Raw genomic sequence first — 19,956 nt, 5'->3', positions numbered from 1 at the left:
CGTCCGCCCAGGCGTATGCGACCTCTGAAACCCGTCCGGAGTTAAAATAATGAAAAAGACAAAGCGAGTTATTGCCCTAACCCTGACCCTGGCCTGCGCGCTGTCCGCCCCCATCGCCTCGGCCAAAGTGCTTAAGGTCGCCGAGGTGCAGCCCGATGGCTATCCCACGGTGGTGGCGCTACAGCATATGGGTGAAAAACTCAAGCAGGCCACCGACGGCCGTCTGGAGATGAAGGTCTATTCCGGCGGCGTGCTGGGGGATGAGGAGCAGACGCTGCAGCAGGTGCAAATCGGCGCGGTGGATATGATCCGCGTTTCGCTGGCGCCGATGACCACCATCGCCCCGGAAACCAGCGTGCTGACCCTACCCTATATTTTCCGTGACGAAGACCATATGCATAAGGTGCTCGATGGCGACGTGGGCCAGGAAATCGCCGCCACGGTCAGCGCGGATCCCAAGGCTAAAATGGTGTTCCTCGGCTGGACCGACGCCGGCGTGCGCAACATGATCACCAAAAAGCCGGTGGTGAAACCGGAGGATTTGCACGGCATGAAAATCCGCGTGCAAAACAGCCAGATCTCGCTGGCGACGCTAAAGGCCATGGGCGCCAATCCGGTCGCCATGGGCGTGAGCGAAGTCTTCAGCGCCATGCAGACCGGGGTGGTGGACGGCACGGAAAACAATCCGCCGACCTTTGTCGCCCATAATTATATTCCGGTGGCCAAGTACTACACCCTGACCGGCCATTTTATCCAGCCGGAAATGATTCTGGTGTCATCGCTGGTATGGAATAAATTATCCGCCGCGGATCAACAGACCCTGCTGAAATTGGGCAAGGAGGCGCAAATGGACGAGCGGCAACTATGGGCCGCCTACAACCAGCAATCGCTGGATAAAATGAAGGCCGCCGGCGTCACGTTCCAAAATATCGATCATGATTATTTCGTCAAGGCGACGCAGCCGGTGAGGGACCAGTTTGGCAAAGGCCATGAGGCGCTGATGAAACGCATCGCCGATGTGAATTAACCCTTACGCCTCCCGGCGGCGGGCATCGCGTCCCGCCGTCTGCAACCTCTCAGGTGGAACATTATGCCTCTAAAATATTCCCGGTTGATGGACGGGTTGTATGCGATTTGCCTGCTTATCGCCAGCATCGCGCTGATGATTATGGTGACGGTGATCCCCATCGGGATCTTTGCCCGCTATCTGTTTGATAACGCGCTTTCCTGGCCGGAACCGGTGGCGATTGTCTGCATGATTATCTTTACCTTTATCGGCGCGCCGGTGGGGTACCGGGCCAATACCCATATTTCCGTCTCGATCATGACCGACCGGCTGTCCGCCGCCGGGCGGCGCGTCTGCGAGCTGGCATGCGATATCCTGATGTGCGTGATCTGCCTGATTATGATTTGGTACAGCGCCAGCCTGTGCGCCGCCATGTGGGACCAGATGATGGCCTCGCTGCCCGGCTTCTCCTATGGCGAAATGTACCTGCCGATCCCCGTGGGCTCGTTCCTGATGATGCTGTTTGTTATCGAACGCATGATATCCGGGCCCCAGGATCATCGTCCCCTGGTGATGCTGGGCAATTCCCATTAATAACAGCGGAGCGGTGCTATGGACGCGTTAATCTTGATAGGCAGCCTGGTGGTGCTTCTCGCCCTCGGCTTTCCCGTGGCTTTTGCCGTGGGCCTGAGCGCCTTTATCGGCGCGTGGTGGATTGATTTACCGCTGGAAGCCATCGTTATCCAGCTAACCAATGGTATCAATAAATTTTCCCTGCTGACCATTCCGTTCTTTATCCTGGCCGGCGCCATTATGGCCGAAGGGGGAATTGCACGGCGGATGGTGAATTTCGCCTATATTTTTGTCGGTTTTATCCGCGGCGGCCTGTCGCTGGTGAATATCGTGGCGTCGACTTTTTTCGGCGCGATTTCCGGCTCCTCGCTGGCGGATACCGCCTCCATCGGCTCGGTCATGATCCCGCAAATGGAGGCGCAGGGCTATCCGCGCGATTTCGCCGCCGCGGTGACCGCCAGCGGCTCGGTGCAGGCGGTGTTAACCCCGCCCAGCCATAACTCGGTGATATATTCGCTGGCCACCGGCGGCACGGTTACCATCTCCTCCATGTTCATAGCGGGCATTTTACCCGGTTTAATGCTCGGGCTGTGCCTGGTGATTATGTGTATCGGCTTTGCGCGCAAGCGCAATTATCCCAAAGGCGAACTGGTGCCGTTTCGCCAGGCGGTGAAAATATTTGTCGATGCGTTCTGGGGCCTGTTTACCATCGTGATTATTCTCGGCGGTATTCTTTCCGGCGTTTTTACCGCCGCTGAATCCGCGGCTATCGCCTGTATCTGGGCTTTTTTCGTCACCATGTTCATTTACCGCGAATTCAGATGGCGCGATCTGCATCTGCTGCTGTTTCGCACCATCAAAACCGTCACTATCGTCATGGTGCTTATCGCCTTTGCCGCCGCCTTCGGCGCGGTGATGACCTTTATGCAACTGCCGACGATAATTACCGATTTTTTCCTGAGCATTTCAGAAAATAAATACATTATCCTGATGTGCATCAATATCATGCTGCTTGTCGTCGGCTGCCTGATGGATATGGCGCCGCTGATATTGATCCTGACGCCGGTGCTGCTGCCGGTGACCACGTCGCTTGGCATCGACCCGGTGCATTTCGGCATGATCATGCTGGTCAACCTCGGCATCGGCCTGATTACCCCGCCGGTGGGCACCGTGCTGTTCGTCGCCAGCGCGGTCAGCCAGCAGAAAATGGAGGCGGTGGTAAAGGCGATGCTGCCGTTTTACTGTGTGCTGTTTATCGTGCTGCTGATCATTACCTATGTGCCCATTATCTCGCTGTGGCTACCGGCCGTCACCGGCGTGTATAACGGCCACGGCTAAACCGCGTGCCGCAATGGCATAGGCGATTTTTAACACCGGCCGAAGCGTATTTCTTAGCAGTGCCGGCAATAACTTAGAACCGATCGATATTGGGCGGCTCATGAATGAAGATGCTAGTTTTGAGCTCTTCGTTAATGATGCCGCTTTTTTCCTGGCTCCAAGGATTATCTGCGGTATGCCGATAGCGGCGGGACATTCGGTCCGGATACTGTCGCCGCCGCGCGTGGGTGACGCTTCAGGTGTTGCGTAACCGTCTCCACCGACCAACAGCGGAGCATTCTATGAGCACAGCAGCAGCGACGTCTTTACCTTTGCTCGATCTTTCCCTGCTCGAGGGCGGACCGGCCGAGCGTATCGCCTTTTTAAGCGAGCTGCGCCTGGCGGCGCGGGATATCGGCTTCTTTTACCTGACCGGCCATGGCGTGGATGCGCCGTTGCTTGACCGGGTGCAACGGCTCTCGCGTGAGTTTTTTGCCCTGTCCGACGCGCAAAAGCAGGCGGTGGCGATGGTAAACTCCCCCCATTTTCGCGGCTACAACCGCGCCGCGGCGGAATTGACCCGGGGGCTACCCGACTGGCGCGAACAGTTCGATATCGGCGCTGAGCGCGCGCCGCTGCGGCTAACGGCGCAAACGCCGGCATGGGCCCGGCTGCAGGGGCCAAACCAGTGGCCGGCGGAACTGCCCGGATTAAAACCGGCGCTGCTAAGCCTGCAAGCCGAAATGACCGCAATGTCCCTGCGCCTGCTGCGCGCCTTTGCCGAGGCGCTGTCGCTGCCGGCGGACGCGTTCGATACCCTGTACGGCGACAAGCCCAACGAGCATATCAAGCTTATCCGCTATCCCGCCCGCAACCAGACCGGCAGCAGCCAGGGCGTCGGCGCCCATAAGGACTCCGGTTTCCTCAGCTTCCTGTTGCAGGATCGGCAAAAGGGCCTGCAGGTGGAGGTGGAGCAACATCATTGGGTGGACGCCGCGCCGGTTGCCGGCACCTTTGTGGTGAATATCGGCGAACTGCTGGAACTGGCCACCAACGGCTACCTGCGCGCCACGGTGCACCGCGTGGTATCGCCTCCCGCGGGCAGCGACCGCCTGTCCATCGCCTTTTTCCTGGGCGCCCGGCTGGACGCGGTGGTGCCGTTGTTCGAGCTGCCGCCCGCGCTGGCCGCCCAGGCGCGCGGTCCCGCCAGCGACCCGCGCAATCCGCTGCTGCGCGATGTCGGCTGGAATTATCTCAAAGGACGTCTGCGCTCCCACCCGGACGTGGCGCGGCGCCATTACCCGGATATCCCGGCCGCCGGTCATGAAGCCAACATTTGACGGCGCGGGACAGCGGTTCGCACCCGGCGTGGTTACAGTACCGCCAGCCCCCGCGCCAGATCGGCTATCAAATCGCCGGCATCCTCAATACCCACCGACAGCCGCACCAGCTGCGGCGTAATGCCGGTGGCCAGTCGTTGCTCCAGCGGAATGGAGGCGTGGGTCATGGCGAAGGGCTGGCTTACCAGGCTTTCGACGCCGCCCAGGCTTTCCGCCAGGGTGAACAGGCTAAGCCGGTGGATAAAGCGATTGGCCGCCTGGGCATCATCGCCGCGCAGGCGTATGGAAATCATGCCTCCCGCGCCGCGCATCTGGCGCAGCGCCAGCGCATGCTGCGGGTGGCTCGCCAGGCCCGGATAATAAACGTTCTCAATCTGCGGCTGCGTTTCCAGCCATTCGGCGATGCGCAACGCGCTCTCGCTGTGGCGGGCGATGCGCAGCGCCAGGGTGCGAATGCCGCGCAGGGTTAAAAAACTGCTGAACGGGTCGAGCACGCCGCCAATGGCGTTTTGCAGATAGGCCAGCCGCTCGGCAAGCGCAACGTTATTCCCCACCACCGCCAGCCCGGCCACCACGTCGGAATGGCCGTTAATGTATTTGGTCGCCGAATGCAGCACGATATCGAATCCCAGGGTCAGCGGCTGCTGCAATACCGGCGAGGCAAAGGTATTGTCCGCCACGCTTATCAGGTTATGGCGGCGGGCGATGACGGCAATGGCCGCCAGATCGGCAAGCTTAAGCAGCGGGTTGGTCGGGGTTTCCACCCAGATCATTTTGGTATCGGGCTGAATGGCCCGTTCCAGCGCGTCCGTATCCTGCGGCTTGACCCAGCTGACGCGCAGTCCGGCGGTGCGGGCGCGCACGTTTTCCAGCAGCCGGTAGGTGCCGCCGTAGACATCGTCCACCGCCACCAGATGACTGCCCTGATCCAGCAGTTCCAGCACCGTCGAGCAGGCCGCCAGCCCGGAGGCGAAGGCGAACCCCCGGCTGCCTTGCTCAAGCTGGGCGATGGCCTGTTCCAGCGCGTGGCGGGTGGGATTGCCGCTGCGCGAGTATTCATAGCCGCTGTGTTCGCCCGGCGCGGTTTGCGCAAAGGTGGACGTGGCGTAAATCGGCGGCATCACCGCGCCGGTGGCGTCCGGGGTATAACCGCTGTGCACGGCGAGGGTGGAGATATGGGTCATTGTATTATCCTTATTAAGAGTCTATGCGGCTGCGCCGGGTGTGTGCGCATCATCATGAAGGCAGGCGGTTGCGCCAGGTGTTCAGCACATCGGCGCGGGTAATCAGTCCCAGGAAGCGATCGCCATCCATCACCACCGCCACGTGGCCCTGGGCGAAAGTACGCAGCAGCGTCGCCTCGTCGGCTTCTTTCGGCAGGGTAATCACCTGCCGGGTCATGGCGGCGTCGACCTTCAGGGTGAACCGCCGGGCATCGGCGCGTACCTGGGCAAGGATGTCCCATTCGTCGATAAGTCCCACCAGCCGGCCGTTTTCCAGCACCGGCAGCTGTGAAATATCATACAGGCGCATCCGGGCGTGGGCGGTGGCCAGGGTGTCGTCCGGCAGCGCGAACACCGTGGCGTCTTCATCGTGGCGAAAGGCGATAAAATCGCGCAGATCGCCGGATACCGGACGCGCCAGCAAACCCTGTTGGCGCAGCCAGTCGTCGTTGAACATTTTGGAGAGATATTTGTTGCCGCTGTCGCAGGCGAAGGTCACCACCCGTTTGGGCGTGCGCTGCGCCCGGCAGTAGCGCAGCGCCGCCGTCAGCAGGGTGCCGGTGGACGACCCGGCCAGGATGCCCTCCTTTTGCAACAGGGCGCGCGCGGCGGCAAAGGCTTCGCCGTCGGTAACGCGATACGCCTGGGTCAGCTGTTCCACCTGGCTGAGCGGCGGCACAAAATCCTCGCCAATCCCTTCGACCAGCCAACTGCCGGCCTCGGGCACGGCGCCGCGTTCCACCACATCCGCCAGGATCGACCCCGCCGGATCGGCAAGGATAAAGTCGGTTTCGGGCGATACCTGGTCAAAGAAGCGCTTAAGCCCGCCCAGGGTGCCGCCGGAGCCGACGCCGACCACGATGGCGTCGATATCCTGATCCATCTGTTGCCACAGTTCGGGCGCGGTGCCCTGGTAATGGGCCAGCGGGTTGGCGGGGTTGTTGAACTGATCGATATAAAATGCGCCCGGGGTTTCCCCGGCCAGGCGGCGGGCGTAGTCCTGGTAATAGTCGGGGTGTCCCTTGACCACATCGGAGCGGGTCAGCAGCACTTTCGCCCCCAGCGCCCGCAGATGGAAAATTTTCTCGCGGCTCATTTTATCCGGCACCACCAATATCAGGCGGTAGCCTTTCTGCGCCGCCACCAGCGCCAGGCCCAGGCCGGTATTGCCGGCCGTGGCCTCGATAATGGTGCCGCCGGGGGCCAGGATGCCCTGGCGCTCAGCCTGTTCGATCATGGAGAGCGCCACGCGATCCTTGATCGAGCCCGCCGGGTTTTGGTTTTCCAGCTTCAGAAACAGCCGGCATACCCCGCTGTCCAACTGCGTCAGTTCCAGCATCGGGGTATGGCCTATCAGATCGAGAACGGAATCGGGTATTGGCATGGGAAATGTCCTTTAACGTGCCGGCGGTGGTTTGCGTGGATAATAGGACTGAATCCACCCGGATTTTAAAGAACAAATAACTACTTAATATGCCATAAAGGAATATATTACTCTGTTTGGCCGTCGGGATGTACGGCCGTATAGCGGTAAGGAAAGATAAAATAAACGGCCCGCCGCGCCGGCGCTGCCGTCCTTGCCCGCGGACGATCCTTCCGGGCGATAACCGTACGACGCGATAAGCAAAAAATGCGTTAGCTTAAGCAAAATAAGCATAAGTTGACGCCGTACTGAAACAGCGGCGTGTTATGAACTATCCTTTCAGGGTTAGGCAACTAGCGAAGCGGGGGTAACAACATGCGTAAACCACGTAATGACGATCGCGCCATCATCGAGATGCTGGGCGACGACCAGGAATTCGCCGTGGAGTTCCTGCATATGGTATATGGCGGGCTGGACGAAGCAGAGGAAGAGCGGTTCCTGACGGCGCTGCATGGGCTGAAGGCATCCGCCGGCGAAAACGCCCAGACGCCCGACACGGCGTCGATACGGCGGGACGGTTAACCGGCCGGTAGCGGGATAAAACCTGGCGGCGTCGCCGGGTTGCCGCATAAAAGATGTACCTTGTGGTGACCTGCTCAAAACCGGGCGGCATCCGTTTCCGGCAACGGCCACTGTGCCCGGCGTATCCGCCCATTCGCCAGCGCCAACCCCTGCGTGCGCCATATCTATCCATCCGCCCCCCCCCGCCCTAGCTTCCCGCCCGCCGCTGGCGCCAGACCCCGCGCCCGGCAAATATGTCCGCCCACCGCGGGTTTTTGTGATCCAAGAGGCAGAACGAACACGCGTTGGCGATGTGGGTATTTACAGCGCTGAAATGAGGGTGCTAGTATTTCGTTAAGCATTATACAACTGTGTTCTATAATGTAGAACAAAATAACGATACCGGCCGCTGATTATCCGGCCGGTGTGCAAAACGCGTCATTCCTCATTTCCAGCTGTAAAAGGTTAATATCATGATTGATATAAAGAAATTCTGCGGGATTATTCCGCCGGTGTCCACCATCCTGACCCGGGAAGGCAAACTTGATGAGGCAGGCATGCGCCTGACCATTGACCATCTGATCGATGCCGGTGTCAATGGCCTATTTTTCCTGGGCACCGGCGGTGAGTTTTCGCAAATGACCTCCACCGAACGCCAGACGGTGGCGGAATTTGCCGTGCGTTATGTGAACCACCGGGTGCCGGTGCTGATTGGCACCGGCAGCACCAATACGCGCGAGGCCGTGGCGCTGAGCCGCCATGCCCAGGCTATCGGCGCCGATGCCATCGTGGTTATCAATCCGTATTACTGGCATCTTACCGATGCCAACCTGATGCGCTATTACGGCGACATCGCCGCAAGCGTAGACCTGCCGGTAATGTTATATAACTTCCCTTTCCTGACCGGACAGGATTTGACGCCCGCCCTGGTCAAGCGCCTGGCCGATGCCCATGCCAATATCATCGGCATCAAGGACACCATTGACTCCGTAGCCCATCTGCGCGACATGATCCTCACCTTGAAGGAGGCCCATCCGGACTTCGCGGTATTCTGCGGTTTTGACGATCATCTGCTAAATACCCTGCTGCTGGGCGGTGCCGGCGCGATTTCCGCCAGCGTCAATTTCGCCCCGCAGCTCTCGGTCGGCATTTATAACGCGGTGCGCGCCGGCGATCTGGCCAGGGCGGGCGAATTGAACCAATCCTTGCTGATGCTGCCCGCGCTATATGCCATCGACAGCCCGTTCGTTAACGTGGTCAAGGAGGCGATGCGGGTCTGCGGACTGGCGATATCCGATTATGTCCTGCCGCCGGCGCAGCCGCTGGATAGCGCGGGCAAAGCGGCCGTCAGGCGGATATTGCAGCGGGCCGGCGTTATCAACCAACAATGATGCGCCGCCACGTTAACCACGCCGCCACGCGGTATGTTGGATCCAGGTAAATCAATTCATAGCAGCAGGTGAGTAATATTATGTCTATCAAGACTATTTTCACTGATGTCGATACATCGATATATGATATCCAGACTCACGCGGAGGGGCCCAGGGGGGCGCTGCCGCTGACGCCGGAAATGCTGATGGATTCCCCCAGCGGCAATATCTTCGGCCTGACCCTGAATGCCGGCATGGGCTGGGACCCTAATAAGCTATTGGGCACCGAAGTGCTGATCCTGGGCACCCAGGGTGGGATCCGCGATCATGACGGCTCGCCCATTGCCTTGGGCTACCATACCGGCCACTGGGAAATAGGCCTGCAAATGAAAGCCGCGGCGGAGGAAATCAGCCGGCATGGCGGCGTTCCTTTTGCCGGCTACGTCAGCGACCCTTGTGACGGGCGCTCGCAGGGCACCACTGGCATGTTTGATTCCCTGCCTTACCGCAACGACGCGGCCGTGGTATTCCGGCGCCTGATCCGCTCGCTGCCGACGCGCAAGGCGGTAATAGGCGTGGCGACCTGCGACAAAGGGCTGCCGGCGATGATGATTGCCCTGGCGTCGATGCACGACCTGCCGACGATTATCGTGCCCGGCGGCGCGACGCTGCCGCCCACCCAGGGCGAGGATGCGGGCAAGGTGCAAACCATCGGCGCCCGTTTCGCCAATCATGAGCTTACCCTGGAGGAAGCGGCGCAGCTCGGCTGCCGGGCCTGCGCATCACCCGGCGGCGGCTGCCAGTTCCTCGGCACCGCCGGCACCTCCCAGGTGGTGGCGGAAGGGCTGGGCCTGGCGTTGCCGCATTCGGCGCTGGCGCCGTCCGGTCAGGCCGTCTGGTATGAAATTGCCCGCCAATCGGCCCGCGCCGCGCTGGTGATGGGACGCAAGGGACTTGCCACCAAGGATATCATCACCGATAAAGCGATCGAAAACGCCATGGTTATCCATGCGGCCTTTGGCGGGTCGACCAACCTGCTGCTGCATATTCCCGCCATTGCGCACGCCGCCGGATGCCATATACCCACCGTGGAGGAATGGGCGGCGATAAACCGACGCGTGCCCAGGCTGGTGAGCGTGCTGCCCAACGGCCCGGTATATCATCCCACGGTGCGGGCGTTCCTGGCCGGCGGCGTTCCCGAGGTGATGCTGCACCTGCGCGAACTGGGGTTACTGCATGAAGACGCGCTGACCGTGACCGGCGAAACCCTGGGCGCCAACCTGGACTGGTGGCGGGCCTCGCCGCGGCGCGCACAGTTCCGCGAACGTTTACAACAGCTTGACGGGGTGCATCCGGATGAAGTGATCATGTCGCCGCGGCAGGCGAAAGAACGCGGGCTGACCTCGACCATTACTTTCCCCACCGGCAATATCGCCCCCGAGGGGTCGGTCATCAAATCCACCGCCATCGACCCGTCGGTGGTCGGCGCCGACGGTGTATACCGCCATACCGGCAAAGCCCGGGTCTTTACCGCCGAGTCCGACGCTATCAAGGCCATCAAACAGGGACAGATCCATGCCGGCGACATGATGGTGGTGATCGGCGGCGGTCCGTCGGGCACCGGCATGGAAGAAACCTACCAGCTCACCTCCGCCTTAAAGCACCTCTCCTACGGCAAGCATGTTTCCCTGCTGACCGATGCGCGCTTCTCCGGGGTATCCACCGGCGCCTGCGTCGGCCATATCGGACCCGAGGCGCTGGTGGGCGGGCCGATAGGCAAACTGCGCGACGGCGATATTATAGAAATGATCGTCGATCGCGATCGGCTGGTGGGGTCAATTGATTTTATCGGCACCGATTCCGCTCCGCTGACGCCTGAAGAAGGCGCCGAAGTGCTGGCGCAGCGTCCCACCCATCCCGGGCTGCGCCCGCATCCGCAACTGCCCGACGATACGCGGCTCTGGGCGGCGCTCCAGGCGGTCAGCGGCGGCACCTGGCGCGGCTGCGTCTACGACGCCGACCGTATTATCGACGTACTGAACGCGGGAGTGAAAGCGTTGGCGGGCAAAAAATAATAATCAAACATCAAGATATATAACGACGAAGCTATTAATAGCTCACTGATATGAAGTGGCAATCTTATTCATGGATTGCCGCCTCTTTTTCTAATGTTGTCATGATAGAACATATCTCTGCGCTGATTATGGCTCCAGTGATAATAACCCCAGCCTTCATTATTAATATAAGGCTGGCGAATACGTGTGTCTTTTTTTTAATCGATAACACAATAAAACCGGAGTGAAAGAATGCCTTTAATTATTGTTTCTTTGGGAATAGTAACCCTCTTATTGTTAATCATGAAGTGTAAGCTTAATACTTTTGTGTCGCTGATTATTGTTTCATTCGGCGTGGCGTTGGCATTAGGCATACCGCTGAACAACGTGGTTAAATCCATCGAAGGCGGCCTGGGCGGCACGCTTGGCCATATCGCGCTGATATTCGGTATCGGTGCCATGCTGGGACGCCTGATTGCCGATGCCGGCGGCGCCCAGCGGATTGCCATTACCCTGATCGGGAAGTTTGGTGAAAAGAATATCGAATGGGCAGTGGTGGTGGCGTCTTTTATCGTCGGCATCGCGCTGTTTTTTGAAGTGGGCCTGGTATTGCTGATACCGATCATTTTCACCATCGCCAAAGAGTTGAAGGTATCGATTCTGCATCTGGGTATCCCCATGGCCTCGGCGCTGCTGGTGACCCACGGCTTTCTGCCGCCGCATCCGGGGCCGACCATGATTGCCGGGGAATATGGCGCCGATATTGGTTCCGTGTTGCTGTATGGCATTATCGTCGGCACGCCGACGGTGATCCTGGCCGGCCCGCTATATAATAAACTGGCTAAAAAGATCGTGCCGGCGGGGTTTAACAAAATCGGCAATATCGATTCATTGGGCGAATCCAAGCTATTCAGGCTGGAAGACACTCCCGGTTTTGCCATCAGTATGCTGACCGCCATGTTGCCGGTGATACTGATGTCGGTTGCGACCATCGTCACCATGATCCAGCAGGAAACGGGGCTTGCCGACAATTCCGCCCTTGCCGTCATCCGCCTGTTGGGCAATGCGTCCGTCGCCATGCTGCTTTCCCTGTTGTTCGCCATCTACACCATGGGACTGGCACGCGATATCTCCATCAAAAACCTTATGGCCTCCTGTGCCTCGGCGGTAACCAGCATCGGCATGATGCTGCTGATTATCGGTGGCGGCGGGGCATTCAAGCAGGTGCTTATCGACGGCGGCGTGGGGCATTATGTGGCCGATTTATTCTCGGGCACCGCCGCCTCGCCGATTATCCTGGCCTGGGTGGTCGCCGCTATCCTGCGTATTTCGCTGGGTTCCTCCACCGTGGCCGCCATCTCGACGGCGGGGCTGGTCATACCCACCCTGGCGCACAGCGATGCCAACCTGGCGCTGGTGACGCTGGCCACCGGCGCCGGCAGCGCCATTGCTTCGCATGTCAACGATGCCGGTTTTTGGATGATTAAGGAATATTTCGGCCTGACCATGAAAGAGACCTTTGCCACCTGGACGGTGCTGTCGACTTTGGTCTCGGTGTCCGGGCTGGGTTTTATCTTATTATTAAGCCTGGTAGTGTAGCCGCCGGCAGCTCATCAGTATCTATGCCGGGAGCGCGCAAACGCCTGTCGCCGTCAGCTCCCGGCCATATAGCCTAATTGCTGTGATAATTCCTGCCCGGCCTGTTTTAACAACTGGATATATTCTTCCAATTCGTCATCGCTGACGCGGGATATCAATGTCGAGATACTGATGGCGGCGACCACCTTGCGCTCCACATTCCAAATCGGCACGGAAATACATCTTACGCCCTGTTCATTTTCCTGATTGTCGAGGGCATATCCCCGGCTGCGTACCAAGGCCAGCTCCGCTAGAAACCGATCCTCATCGCTAATGGAGTGCGGCGTGGGCCGGGTATAATCGTAATTCTCCAGCAGCGCCTGGATATCCGCCGGATTAAGGAAGGATATCAGCACCTTGCCGATGGCAGTGGCATGCACCGGCAGCCTGCGTCCGATGCGGGAATAAGAAATGACCGCCATTTTGCCCTCGACTTTATCGATATACACCCCTTCTTTGCCGTCAAGAATGCCCAAATGCGTGGTTTGGCCGGTTTTAATCGACAGCTCAAGTAAAAAACTTCGCGCTTTTTGCCGGATATCAATGGAATTAACCACCAGGTTTCCCCGTTCGACCAACTTCATGCCCAGACGGTATTTGCCGTTTTCATGATTTTGATCGATATAGCCCTGGACCTGCAGGGTTTTAAGCAAAGAGTGTAGGGTACTTTTATGCAGGCCCATTTTATTGCTGATTTCGGTGATTTTCAGCTCGGTATCGTGTTCATCGAACAGGTCCAGAATATGCAGGGCACGTTCAACGGATTGAATAATTGGCATGGCTGACCACTTGGAAAAAGGAGTATAGATATTATGGGCTTGACGGTACTACGTCCGGCCATGAAAATCAATTTAACCCCCTGCGCCGCGCGGCGCGCCCGTTTATTGTCCAGTGCGATCGCGAACATGGCTTTCATAAAATAATTTCAAAATCATCTAAATTTGAAAGTTTTTTTGGCGGACGGCCGCTACCTTGGGACGGTAAACCAGGGGGGGAACCCATTATGACGACAAACATCACTAACACCTATTTTTACCGTCCCGAGGATAATAATGTTTTCAACTCAGGCGTGAACAGAATGTCGGGCGCGCTGCGGTTAGACGATCGCAGCGCAGGCGCGTATGAAAAGCCGGGCGTGCCGCCACCTATCACCAGCGTAAGCAACCGGCCATCGGGCAGCCCGTTAGCATCAAGTGGCGCTCGGGTGTCTGGATCCCTTCCTGGGCCGGTTCAGCATAAGAAGCCGGTTATTGCGGTAGCGCGCGCCGCGGCGGATTCTTCCAAGACGGTAGCCGCCGGCGCTGCGCGCAAGGCTACCGCGGTAAAGGCCATCGCCGCTAACGTCGAAACCACGGCAAGCCAGCGCATTAAGACATTCGTTAAGTCGTTATTTACGGCTAAAAATATGCATAAGGCCACCAGAGTGGTGGGCGTGGCCTTGACCGTTGCCGCGCTATTCTCCGCCGTGGCGACCTTGGTGGGTATGGCGGCTGGACCTTTGCTTATCGTCGTCGCGGTGGGTTTTGGCGTCGGCGCGCTGGTGGGATTAACGGCCAATGGTGTATCCCGTGCTTTTGCCAAGGTTGCGCTGTACGTGGTGAAAGATAAATCCATCGACGTTCAAACCATGGCCGGCGGTTCGGCGGCTTGGTTAGCGGCGTATAATACTAATGCCAGCCCCGAAGGGAGATCCGTCGCCGCGGACATTGGCGGCATTGTCAGTTTTTCCTGTGCCGTAACCGGTAATCTCGAGCGGGCCGGGTCAATACTCCCTGCAGTCGGAAAAGCCATTGGCGAAATAGATACGATGACGCGGGGAGCGGCCAACCGGGCAAAACAATGGGGTGCGGGCGCGGGCGCGGCCGTGGCCGGCTGGCTGGCACGCTGTATTGGCATGGCGGAACGCGAACTGGGCAAAATAGCTTATGCCGCCGCTTCCGGCAGCCATACCGGGGCGTCATATGGCCGCTTGATCGATGATTTTATCTTAACCCCCCTGGGGATGGGCATGATTCGCCGCATGGAAAATCGGTACATCAAAAACGCTACATCCAGTTTTTTATTACCCTGGGGATCAGAAGAACCCGCGGCCGGTCCCGCGCAATGGCTGGCGGCGCTATCAGGAGGCGCCCTAGGCGGCGTGACGCAGGTGGCCGATATTTACACCCGGGGGGAAATAACCCGTATAGGCCAGGCGGCCGATACCGCCCGCAGAACCCTATCCTTCGGCAAACTGCTGCGCGCGGCGGGTAATGTCCGGGATATGCGGCCCGGCGGTACCATAAACGCCATGCACACCGCCTGGCGCACCGTTTCCTTTGGCAAGATGGTGAGCGCGGTATGTAATTATTTTGAACTGCGCATTCCTCACCCGGGGTGAATCAAGCCCCGGCGCCGGCCAGCAGCTTCACGGCGGTATCTTCATCCGTTACCAGGCCGTTAATCCAGCCGCCGCTGAGCACCGCCTGGATGGCCTGGAATTTCTCCCGGCCGCCGGCAAAGGCGATGACCGGTTTGTCGGGACGCGTCTGAATGGCGACGCTGGTCAGGCGAGCGTCCATTTCGCTTGCCACCGGCTGGCCGTTTTCGCCGATAAAATGCCCGATGATTTCAGCCACCACGCCCGCCTGCGTGAGCCGATTGACCTCCTCGGTGGTAATAAACCCGTCTTTATGCAACGGGCAAAGGTAGTTCATCTGGCCGATGCCGATAAAGGTCACATCCGCCTGCGCCGCCTTATCGGTCACCATGCGGTAGATGCGGTGATTGCACCACAGCTCTTTATCCGTCAGGTTATCGGCGAACAGCGGCGCCGGCAGGATAAAGTATTTACCTTGGGTTTTTTCCGCCATCCACAGCGGCACATCATAGCGGGTACAGGAGCCGTCGGAGGCGATGGCGCCGATAAGCGACACGCAGCTGTGCTGCGGGCGATCGATGGCCGCCATTTCGTTGATGGTGGCGCGCAGCGCCCGGCCGGAGCCGACCGCGATGGTCCTGGGCTGCGGCTCTTCGAGAAACTGCGTCATTACCTCCGCGCCGGCCACCGCGATCATGCTGTTGATACTGTCGGTATCCATGCCTGCCGAGGGCACCACCAGGCATACCGACAGACCAAAGCACCGGGCCAGCCGTTGGGAAAGCGCCGTGCATTCGGCCACCGGATGGGTGATATTCACCCTGACCAGGCCGTTTTCCGACGCCAGCGCCACCAGACGCTGGGCCGCCTGGCGCGACACCCCCAGCACATCGGCAATCTCATGCTGTGTTTTACCCGCCACGTAGTACATCCAGGCGGCCCTGGCGGCCTGATCCAGTTTTCTGTCGATTTTACTCATTGATCATACTCAGCTTTTGGCAGTGGTGAAACTATACCCATCATTAGTCGAGGGCGTAAATCTCTCATTTGCGAACTGTGAGCTAAAGCTCATTTGATGGGCTATTATTCGATTAAGCTCTCTATCTAGGCAATTACTCATTTTGTGAGCTTATGCTCATCTCCCTTTCGCGAGGTACTATACATTATGACCACTTCACAACACTTTACCTGGATGCACATCGGCGCCGGCTCTTTCCATCGCGCGCATCAAGCATGGTATCTGCACCGCCTGCTGGTGCAGGGCGACCAACGCTGGTCGATTGCGCTCGGTAATATCCGCGACGACGCCAATCAACTGCTGGACATCCTGGCGGCACAGAAAGGGGAATATGCACTGGAAACCGTGACGCCGGCCGGGGAGCGCAGCTATGAAAAAATCACCTCCATCCGCAAAATCATCCCCTGGGACGAGCAGTTGGCGGCGTTGGTCGGGCAGGGCGCGGGTGCTGAGACCCGGGTTATTTCCTTTACCGTAACCGAAGGCGGTTATTACCTGGATACGCATTTTAAACTCGATCAGTCCAACGCGGACCTGCAGGCCGACCTGAAGGGCGGCGCACGCACTATCTATGGCACCATCGCGCGTATCCTGCAAACCCGCCGCAGCCAGGATACCGGCGGCGTCACCCTGCTCAGCTGCGACAATGTGCGCCACAACGGCGAACGTTTCCGTGACGGCCTGACCGAATTCCTGACCCTGCGCGGCGAGCAGGATCTGCTGGCCTGGTTCCAGGCCAATACTACCACGCCGAACACCATGGTTGATCGCATCACGCCGCGTCCGGCCGCCGATATTGCCGGGCGGGTCAAGGAAAAGCTGGGCATGGACGACCGCGCGCCGGTCATGGGCGAGTCCTTTATCCAATGGGTGGTGGAAGACCATTTTATCGCCGGACGTCCGGCGCTTGAACATGTCGGCGTCGAGATGGTGGATTCCGTGGTGCCGTACGAAGAAGCGAAAATACGCATCCTCAACGCCAGCCACAGCTGCATCGCCTGGGCGGGCACGCTTATCGGCCAGTCCTATATCCATGAAAGCACCGGCACCGAGGATATTCGCCGCATGGCCTATGACTATGTCACCCAGGACGTGATCCCCTCGCTGACGCCAAGCCCTCTGGATCTGGCGCAATACCGCGATGTGGTGCTGGACCGCTTTAGCAATCCCTATATTCGCGACACCAATCAACGGGTCGCCGCCGACGGCTTCTCCAAGATCCCGGGCATGATCACCCCGACCCTTATCGAGTGTTATCGCCGGGGCCAGCCGCCCAAAGCCACCGCGGTGCTGCCGGCGCTGTTTTTCATCTTTATGCGCCGCTGGCATGACGGCGAACTGCCTTACGATTACCAGGACGGCATCCTGGACGCGACGGCCACCCATGCCATGTTCAGCGCGGCGGATCCCATCGCGCTGTTTGCCCGCGACGCCAAACTGTTCGGGCCGCTGGCCGCCGACCAGGATTTTGAAAAATTACTGCGCGAAACCATTACCCGGCTTGACGCCTGGATAGTGGCCAAGGCCCCGAAAGTCGCCGCACAGTAACCGCATCAGCCAATAACGAAGGGGAGCGAATATGTATCTCGGTCTTGATTTAGGCACCTCGGAAATCAAAGTCGTCATTATCGATGACGCGGGGACTCTGGTCGCCAGTGAAGGCGAGCCGCTGACGGTGCAACGTCCGCATCCGCAGTGGTCGGAGCAGGATCCCGCGCAATGGTGGGCTGCGACCCATCGCGCCGTCGGCCGCCTGCGCGCGCGCCACGCCGAACTGTGGGCGGGGATCCGCGCCATCGGCCTGTCCGGCCAGATGCATGGCGCGGTATTGCTCGACGCCCAGGATAACGTGCTGCGTCCGGCCATTTTGTGGAACGACACCCGCAGCGCTGATGAGTGCGCGCTGCTTACCCGGCTGGCGCCGGAGCTGCACCAGATAGCCGGCAACCTGGCGATGCCGGGTTTTACCGCGCCTAAGCTGCTGTGGGTGGCGAAGCATGAGCCGGAGATCTTCGCCCGCGTCAAGACCGTGCTGCTACCCAAGGATTATCTGCGCCTGATGATGAGCGGCGAAAAAGTCTCGGACATGTCCGATGCGGCGGGCACGCTGTGGCTGGATGTGGCGAAACGCGACTGGTCGGATTCCTTGCTCGGCGCCTGCGGCCTGACGCGGGATCATATGCCGGCGCTGGTGGAAGGCTCCGCGCCGTCCGCCACCCTGAAGGCGGAAGTCGCCCGTGAATGGGGCCTGGCGCCGACGGTTATCATCGCCGGCGGCGGCGGCGACAATGCGGCCAGCGCCGTGGGCATCGGCGCGGTGAATACCGGCGATGCGTTTATTTCCCTCGGCACCTCCGGGGTGATCTTCGCCGTTAACGAAAGCTTCCGGCCCAACCCGCAGTCGGCGGTGCATGCGTTTTGCCATGCCCTGCCGGGCCGCTGGCACCAGATGAGCGTCATGCTCACCGCCGCCAGCGCACTGAGATGGTTGTGCCAGATCCTGCACACCGACGAGCCCACCCTGCTGGCGGAGGTGGCCGCGCTGAGCCTCGAGGAACAGCGGCGGGCGCCGATTTTCCTGCCTTATCTCTCCGGTGAGCGCACGCCGCATAACGATCCGGTCGCCAGCGGGTCGTTCCATGGCTTGACGCATTCCACCGAGCGCGCATCGCTCGGCTACGCGGTTCTTGAAGGCGTAGCCTTTGGTCTTGACGACGGCCTGGCGGTGATGAAACAGGCCGGTAGCCATATCGAACAATTTTCGCTGATAGGCGGCGGCGCGCGCAGCCCATGGTGGGCGCAGCTGATAGCCGACGTGGTGGCGATTCCGGTGGTGACCCATCGGGACGGCGCGGCCGGCGGCGCGCTGGGCGCGGCCCGGCTGGGCTGGCTGGCGGCTGGCGGCAACGAAGCGGAGGTTTGCCGCAAGCCGGCTATCCATACCCGTTTTACCGCCGGGACCGACCGCGCCGGGCAATTGCAACAGCGCCTGGCGCTTTACCGGCTGTTCTATCGCCAACAGGTGGACGCCAGGAAACTGGCGCTATGAGTCCGGCCCGCCGGACGCGGTGTCCAATCCGGCGGGCCGACCCATTTACCCATGCTGAACAGAATAATAAAGACGTTACCTCTACCCTAACGTAAACAAACAGAAGGAAGGATATCGATGAAAAAAGTATTAGCGGGTCTTTTGCTGGCCGTGGCCTCGGTGGCGATATCGGCCCATGCCGAAGATAAAATCAAAGTCGGTTTTGCCAACCGAACCCTCAATGGTGCCTTTTTCAACGGCCTGACCGAGTATATGAAAATCCATGCCAAGGAACGGGGCTATGATTTAATTACCACCGATGCGCGCGGAGATTTGAATAAACAGATTTCCGATGTCGAAGATATGATCTCGCAAGGCATTAATTATCTGGTGCTCAATCCGCAGGACCCCGAAGCCGGCATGCGTATTACGCAAATCGCCAAACGCGCCGGCATTCCCACCGTGATCCTCGACAGCGATATTTCACTGGATGCGCCGGTCATTACCCGCGTGCAGGCCAATAATGCCAAGAATAATATCGCCATCGGCGAATTCGCGGTCGATCAGTTCGGCAACAAGCCGATGAACTGCGTCATTATCAGCGGCAACCAGGGCAATCTGGTGGGCGAAGCGCGGCGCACCAATTTTATTCGCGGCGTGATGGAAGCTCAGTTGCGCAAATATAACCAGACCAACCTGACCATCGTCAGCCAGGGCTGGGGCAACTGGGATCAGCAGGGCGGCCTGAAAGCCATGGAAGACATCATTGTCGCCCAGGGCAATAAGATCAACTGCGTCTACAGCGAAATGGACGATATGGCACTGGGCGCAATATTGTCGCTTAAAGGCGCCAATAAACTCCAGGACGTGAAAGTATTTGCCCACGACGGCTACAAAAAAGGCCTGGAAGCCATTGAACGCGGCGACCTGCAGGCGACGGCGGCCAATAACCCCAATACGCTGACCAATACCGTGCTGGATGTTATCGCCAAATACCAGGCCGGCAACAAAGACTTCCCGGATTATGTCTACACCCCCACCGTGCTCATTACCAAAGATAACGTGAAACAAGTCTACGATGCCAAATCGCTTTTCTAACGTCTCCC

16 protein-coding genes are annotated in these 19,956 nt (G+C 59.2%); 12 read left to right on the top strand and 4 right to left on the bottom strand.

Annotated features, from left to right (window positions below):
* Positions 1–49: 49 nt before the first annotated feature.
* The 4 genes from VGC33_RS17585 to VGC33_RS17570 all read left to right on the top strand — a co-directional run bounded on the left by VGC33_RS17585 (position 50) and on the right by VGC33_RS17570 (position 4,236).
* Positions 50–1,027: a TRAP transporter substrate-binding protein gene (locus tag VGC33_RS17585; protein WP_331122063.1), complete on the top strand. Its 978-nt coding sequence runs from the start codon at positions 50–52 to the stop codon at positions 1,025–1,027.
* A 63-nt stretch (positions 1,028–1,090) separates the two neighbouring features.
* Entirely contained in the window at positions 1,091–1,600 is a 510-nt protein-coding gene (locus VGC33_RS17580; RefSeq protein ID WP_331122062.1) for a TRAP transporter small permease, read from the top strand.
* A gap of 18 nt (positions 1,601–1,618) precedes the next feature.
* A complete protein-coding gene (locus VGC33_RS17575; RefSeq protein ID WP_331122061.1) occupies positions 1,619–2,917 on the top strand; it encodes a TRAP transporter large permease in 1,299 nt (432 codons plus the stop codon).
* 281 nt (positions 2,918–3,198) lie between these two features.
* Positions 3,199–4,236, top strand: a complete 1,038-nt coding sequence (locus VGC33_RS17570; protein WP_331122060.1) for an isopenicillin N synthase family dioxygenase — start codon at positions 3,199–3,201, stop codon at positions 4,234–4,236.
* Positions 4,237–4,268: 32 nt separating this feature from the next.
* Here VGC33_RS17570 and VGC33_RS17565 read toward each other — a convergent pair whose 3' ends face one another.
* Both VGC33_RS17565 and VGC33_RS17560 read right to left on the bottom strand, forming a co-directional pair.
* The gene (locus VGC33_RS17565; protein WP_331122059.1) at positions 4,269–5,420 is read right to left on the bottom strand and encodes a trans-sulfuration enzyme family protein; all 1,152 of its coding nucleotides are present in this window, start codon (positions 5,418–5,420) and stop codon (positions 4,269–4,271) included.
* Between the two features lie 52 nt (positions 5,421–5,472).
* A complete protein-coding gene (locus VGC33_RS17560) occupies positions 5,473–6,843 on the bottom strand; it encodes a pyridoxal-phosphate dependent enzyme (RefSeq protein WP_331122058.1) in 1,371 nt (456 codons plus the stop codon).
* 354 nt (positions 6,844–7,197) lie between these two features.
* Between VGC33_RS17560 and VGC33_RS17555 the strand changes: the two genes are divergently transcribed.
* The 4 genes from VGC33_RS17555 (at position 7,198) to VGC33_RS17540 (ending at position 12,406) form a co-directional block, all read left to right on the top strand.
* Positions 7,198–7,404, top strand: a complete 207-nt coding sequence (locus VGC33_RS17555) for a hypothetical protein (protein WP_331122057.1) — start codon at positions 7,198–7,200, stop codon at positions 7,402–7,404.
* Positions 7,405–7,856: 452 nt separating this feature from the next.
* Positions 7,857–8,774, top strand: a complete 918-nt coding sequence (locus VGC33_RS17550) for a dihydrodipicolinate synthase family protein (RefSeq protein ID WP_331122056.1) — start codon at positions 7,857–7,859, stop codon at positions 8,772–8,774.
* 80 nt (positions 8,775–8,854) lie between these two features.
* Positions 8,855–10,828, top strand: coding sequence for a YjhG/YagF family D-xylonate dehydratase (locus VGC33_RS17545; RefSeq protein ID WP_331122055.1), 1,974 nt, complete (start codon positions 8,855–8,857; stop codon positions 10,826–10,828).
* A gap of 231 nt (positions 10,829–11,059) precedes the next feature.
* Positions 11,060–12,406, top strand: coding sequence for a GntP family permease (locus VGC33_RS17540; RefSeq protein WP_331122054.1), 1,347 nt, complete (start codon positions 11,060–11,062; stop codon positions 12,404–12,406).
* 53 nt (positions 12,407–12,459) lie between these two features.
* Here the strand turns inward: VGC33_RS17540 and VGC33_RS17535 are convergent, their stop codons facing one another.
* Positions 12,460–13,224 carry an IclR family transcriptional regulator gene (locus VGC33_RS17535; protein ID WP_331122053.1) on the bottom strand — a complete coding sequence of 255 codons (765 nt, stop codon included), beginning with the start codon at positions 13,222–13,224 and terminating at the stop codon, positions 12,460–12,462.
* 224 nt (positions 13,225–13,448) lie between these two features.
* On the opposite strand from VGC33_RS17535, the gene VGC33_RS17530 reads away from it, so the two are divergent.
* Positions 13,449–14,825, top strand: coding sequence for a hypothetical protein (locus tag VGC33_RS17530; protein WP_331122052.1), 1,377 nt, complete (start codon positions 13,449–13,451; stop codon positions 14,823–14,825).
* Position 14,826: 1 nt separating this feature from the next.
* Here VGC33_RS17530 and VGC33_RS17525 read toward each other — a convergent pair whose 3' ends face one another.
* On the bottom strand, positions 14,827–15,783 hold the full coding sequence (locus tag VGC33_RS17525; protein ID WP_331122051.1) for a sugar-binding transcriptional regulator: 957 nt from the start codon (positions 15,781–15,783) through the stop codon (positions 14,827–14,829).
* Positions 15,784–15,969: 186 nt separating this feature from the next.
* On the opposite strand from VGC33_RS17525, the gene dalD reads away from it, so the two are divergent.
* The 3 genes from dalD (at position 15,970) to VGC33_RS17510 (ending at position 19,948) form a co-directional block, all read left to right on the top strand.
* Entirely contained in the window at positions 15,970–17,370 is a 1,401-nt protein-coding gene (dalD, locus tag VGC33_RS17520; RefSeq protein WP_331122050.1) for a D-arabinitol 4-dehydrogenase, read from the top strand.
* A gap of 31 nt (positions 17,371–17,401) precedes the next feature.
* Positions 17,402–18,871, top strand: a complete 1,470-nt coding sequence (gene xylB, locus VGC33_RS17515) for a xylulokinase (protein WP_331122049.1) — start codon at positions 17,402–17,404, stop codon at positions 18,869–18,871.
* A 117-nt stretch (positions 18,872–18,988) separates the two neighbouring features.
* The gene (locus tag VGC33_RS17510; RefSeq protein WP_331122048.1) at positions 18,989–19,948 is read left to right on the top strand and encodes a substrate-binding domain-containing protein; all 960 of its coding nucleotides are present in this window, start codon (positions 18,989–18,991) and stop codon (positions 19,946–19,948) included.
* Positions 19,949–19,956: the final 8 nt, after the last annotated feature.

The sequence above is a fragment of the Acerihabitans sp. genome, assembly GCF_036398755.1.
Lineage (GTDB): Bacteria > Pseudomonadota > Gammaproteobacteria > Enterobacterales > Enterobacteriaceae > Acerihabitans.
The sequence above is the reverse complement of the archived record's forward strand: the minus strand, read 5'-3'. Positions and strand labels throughout refer to the sequence as shown.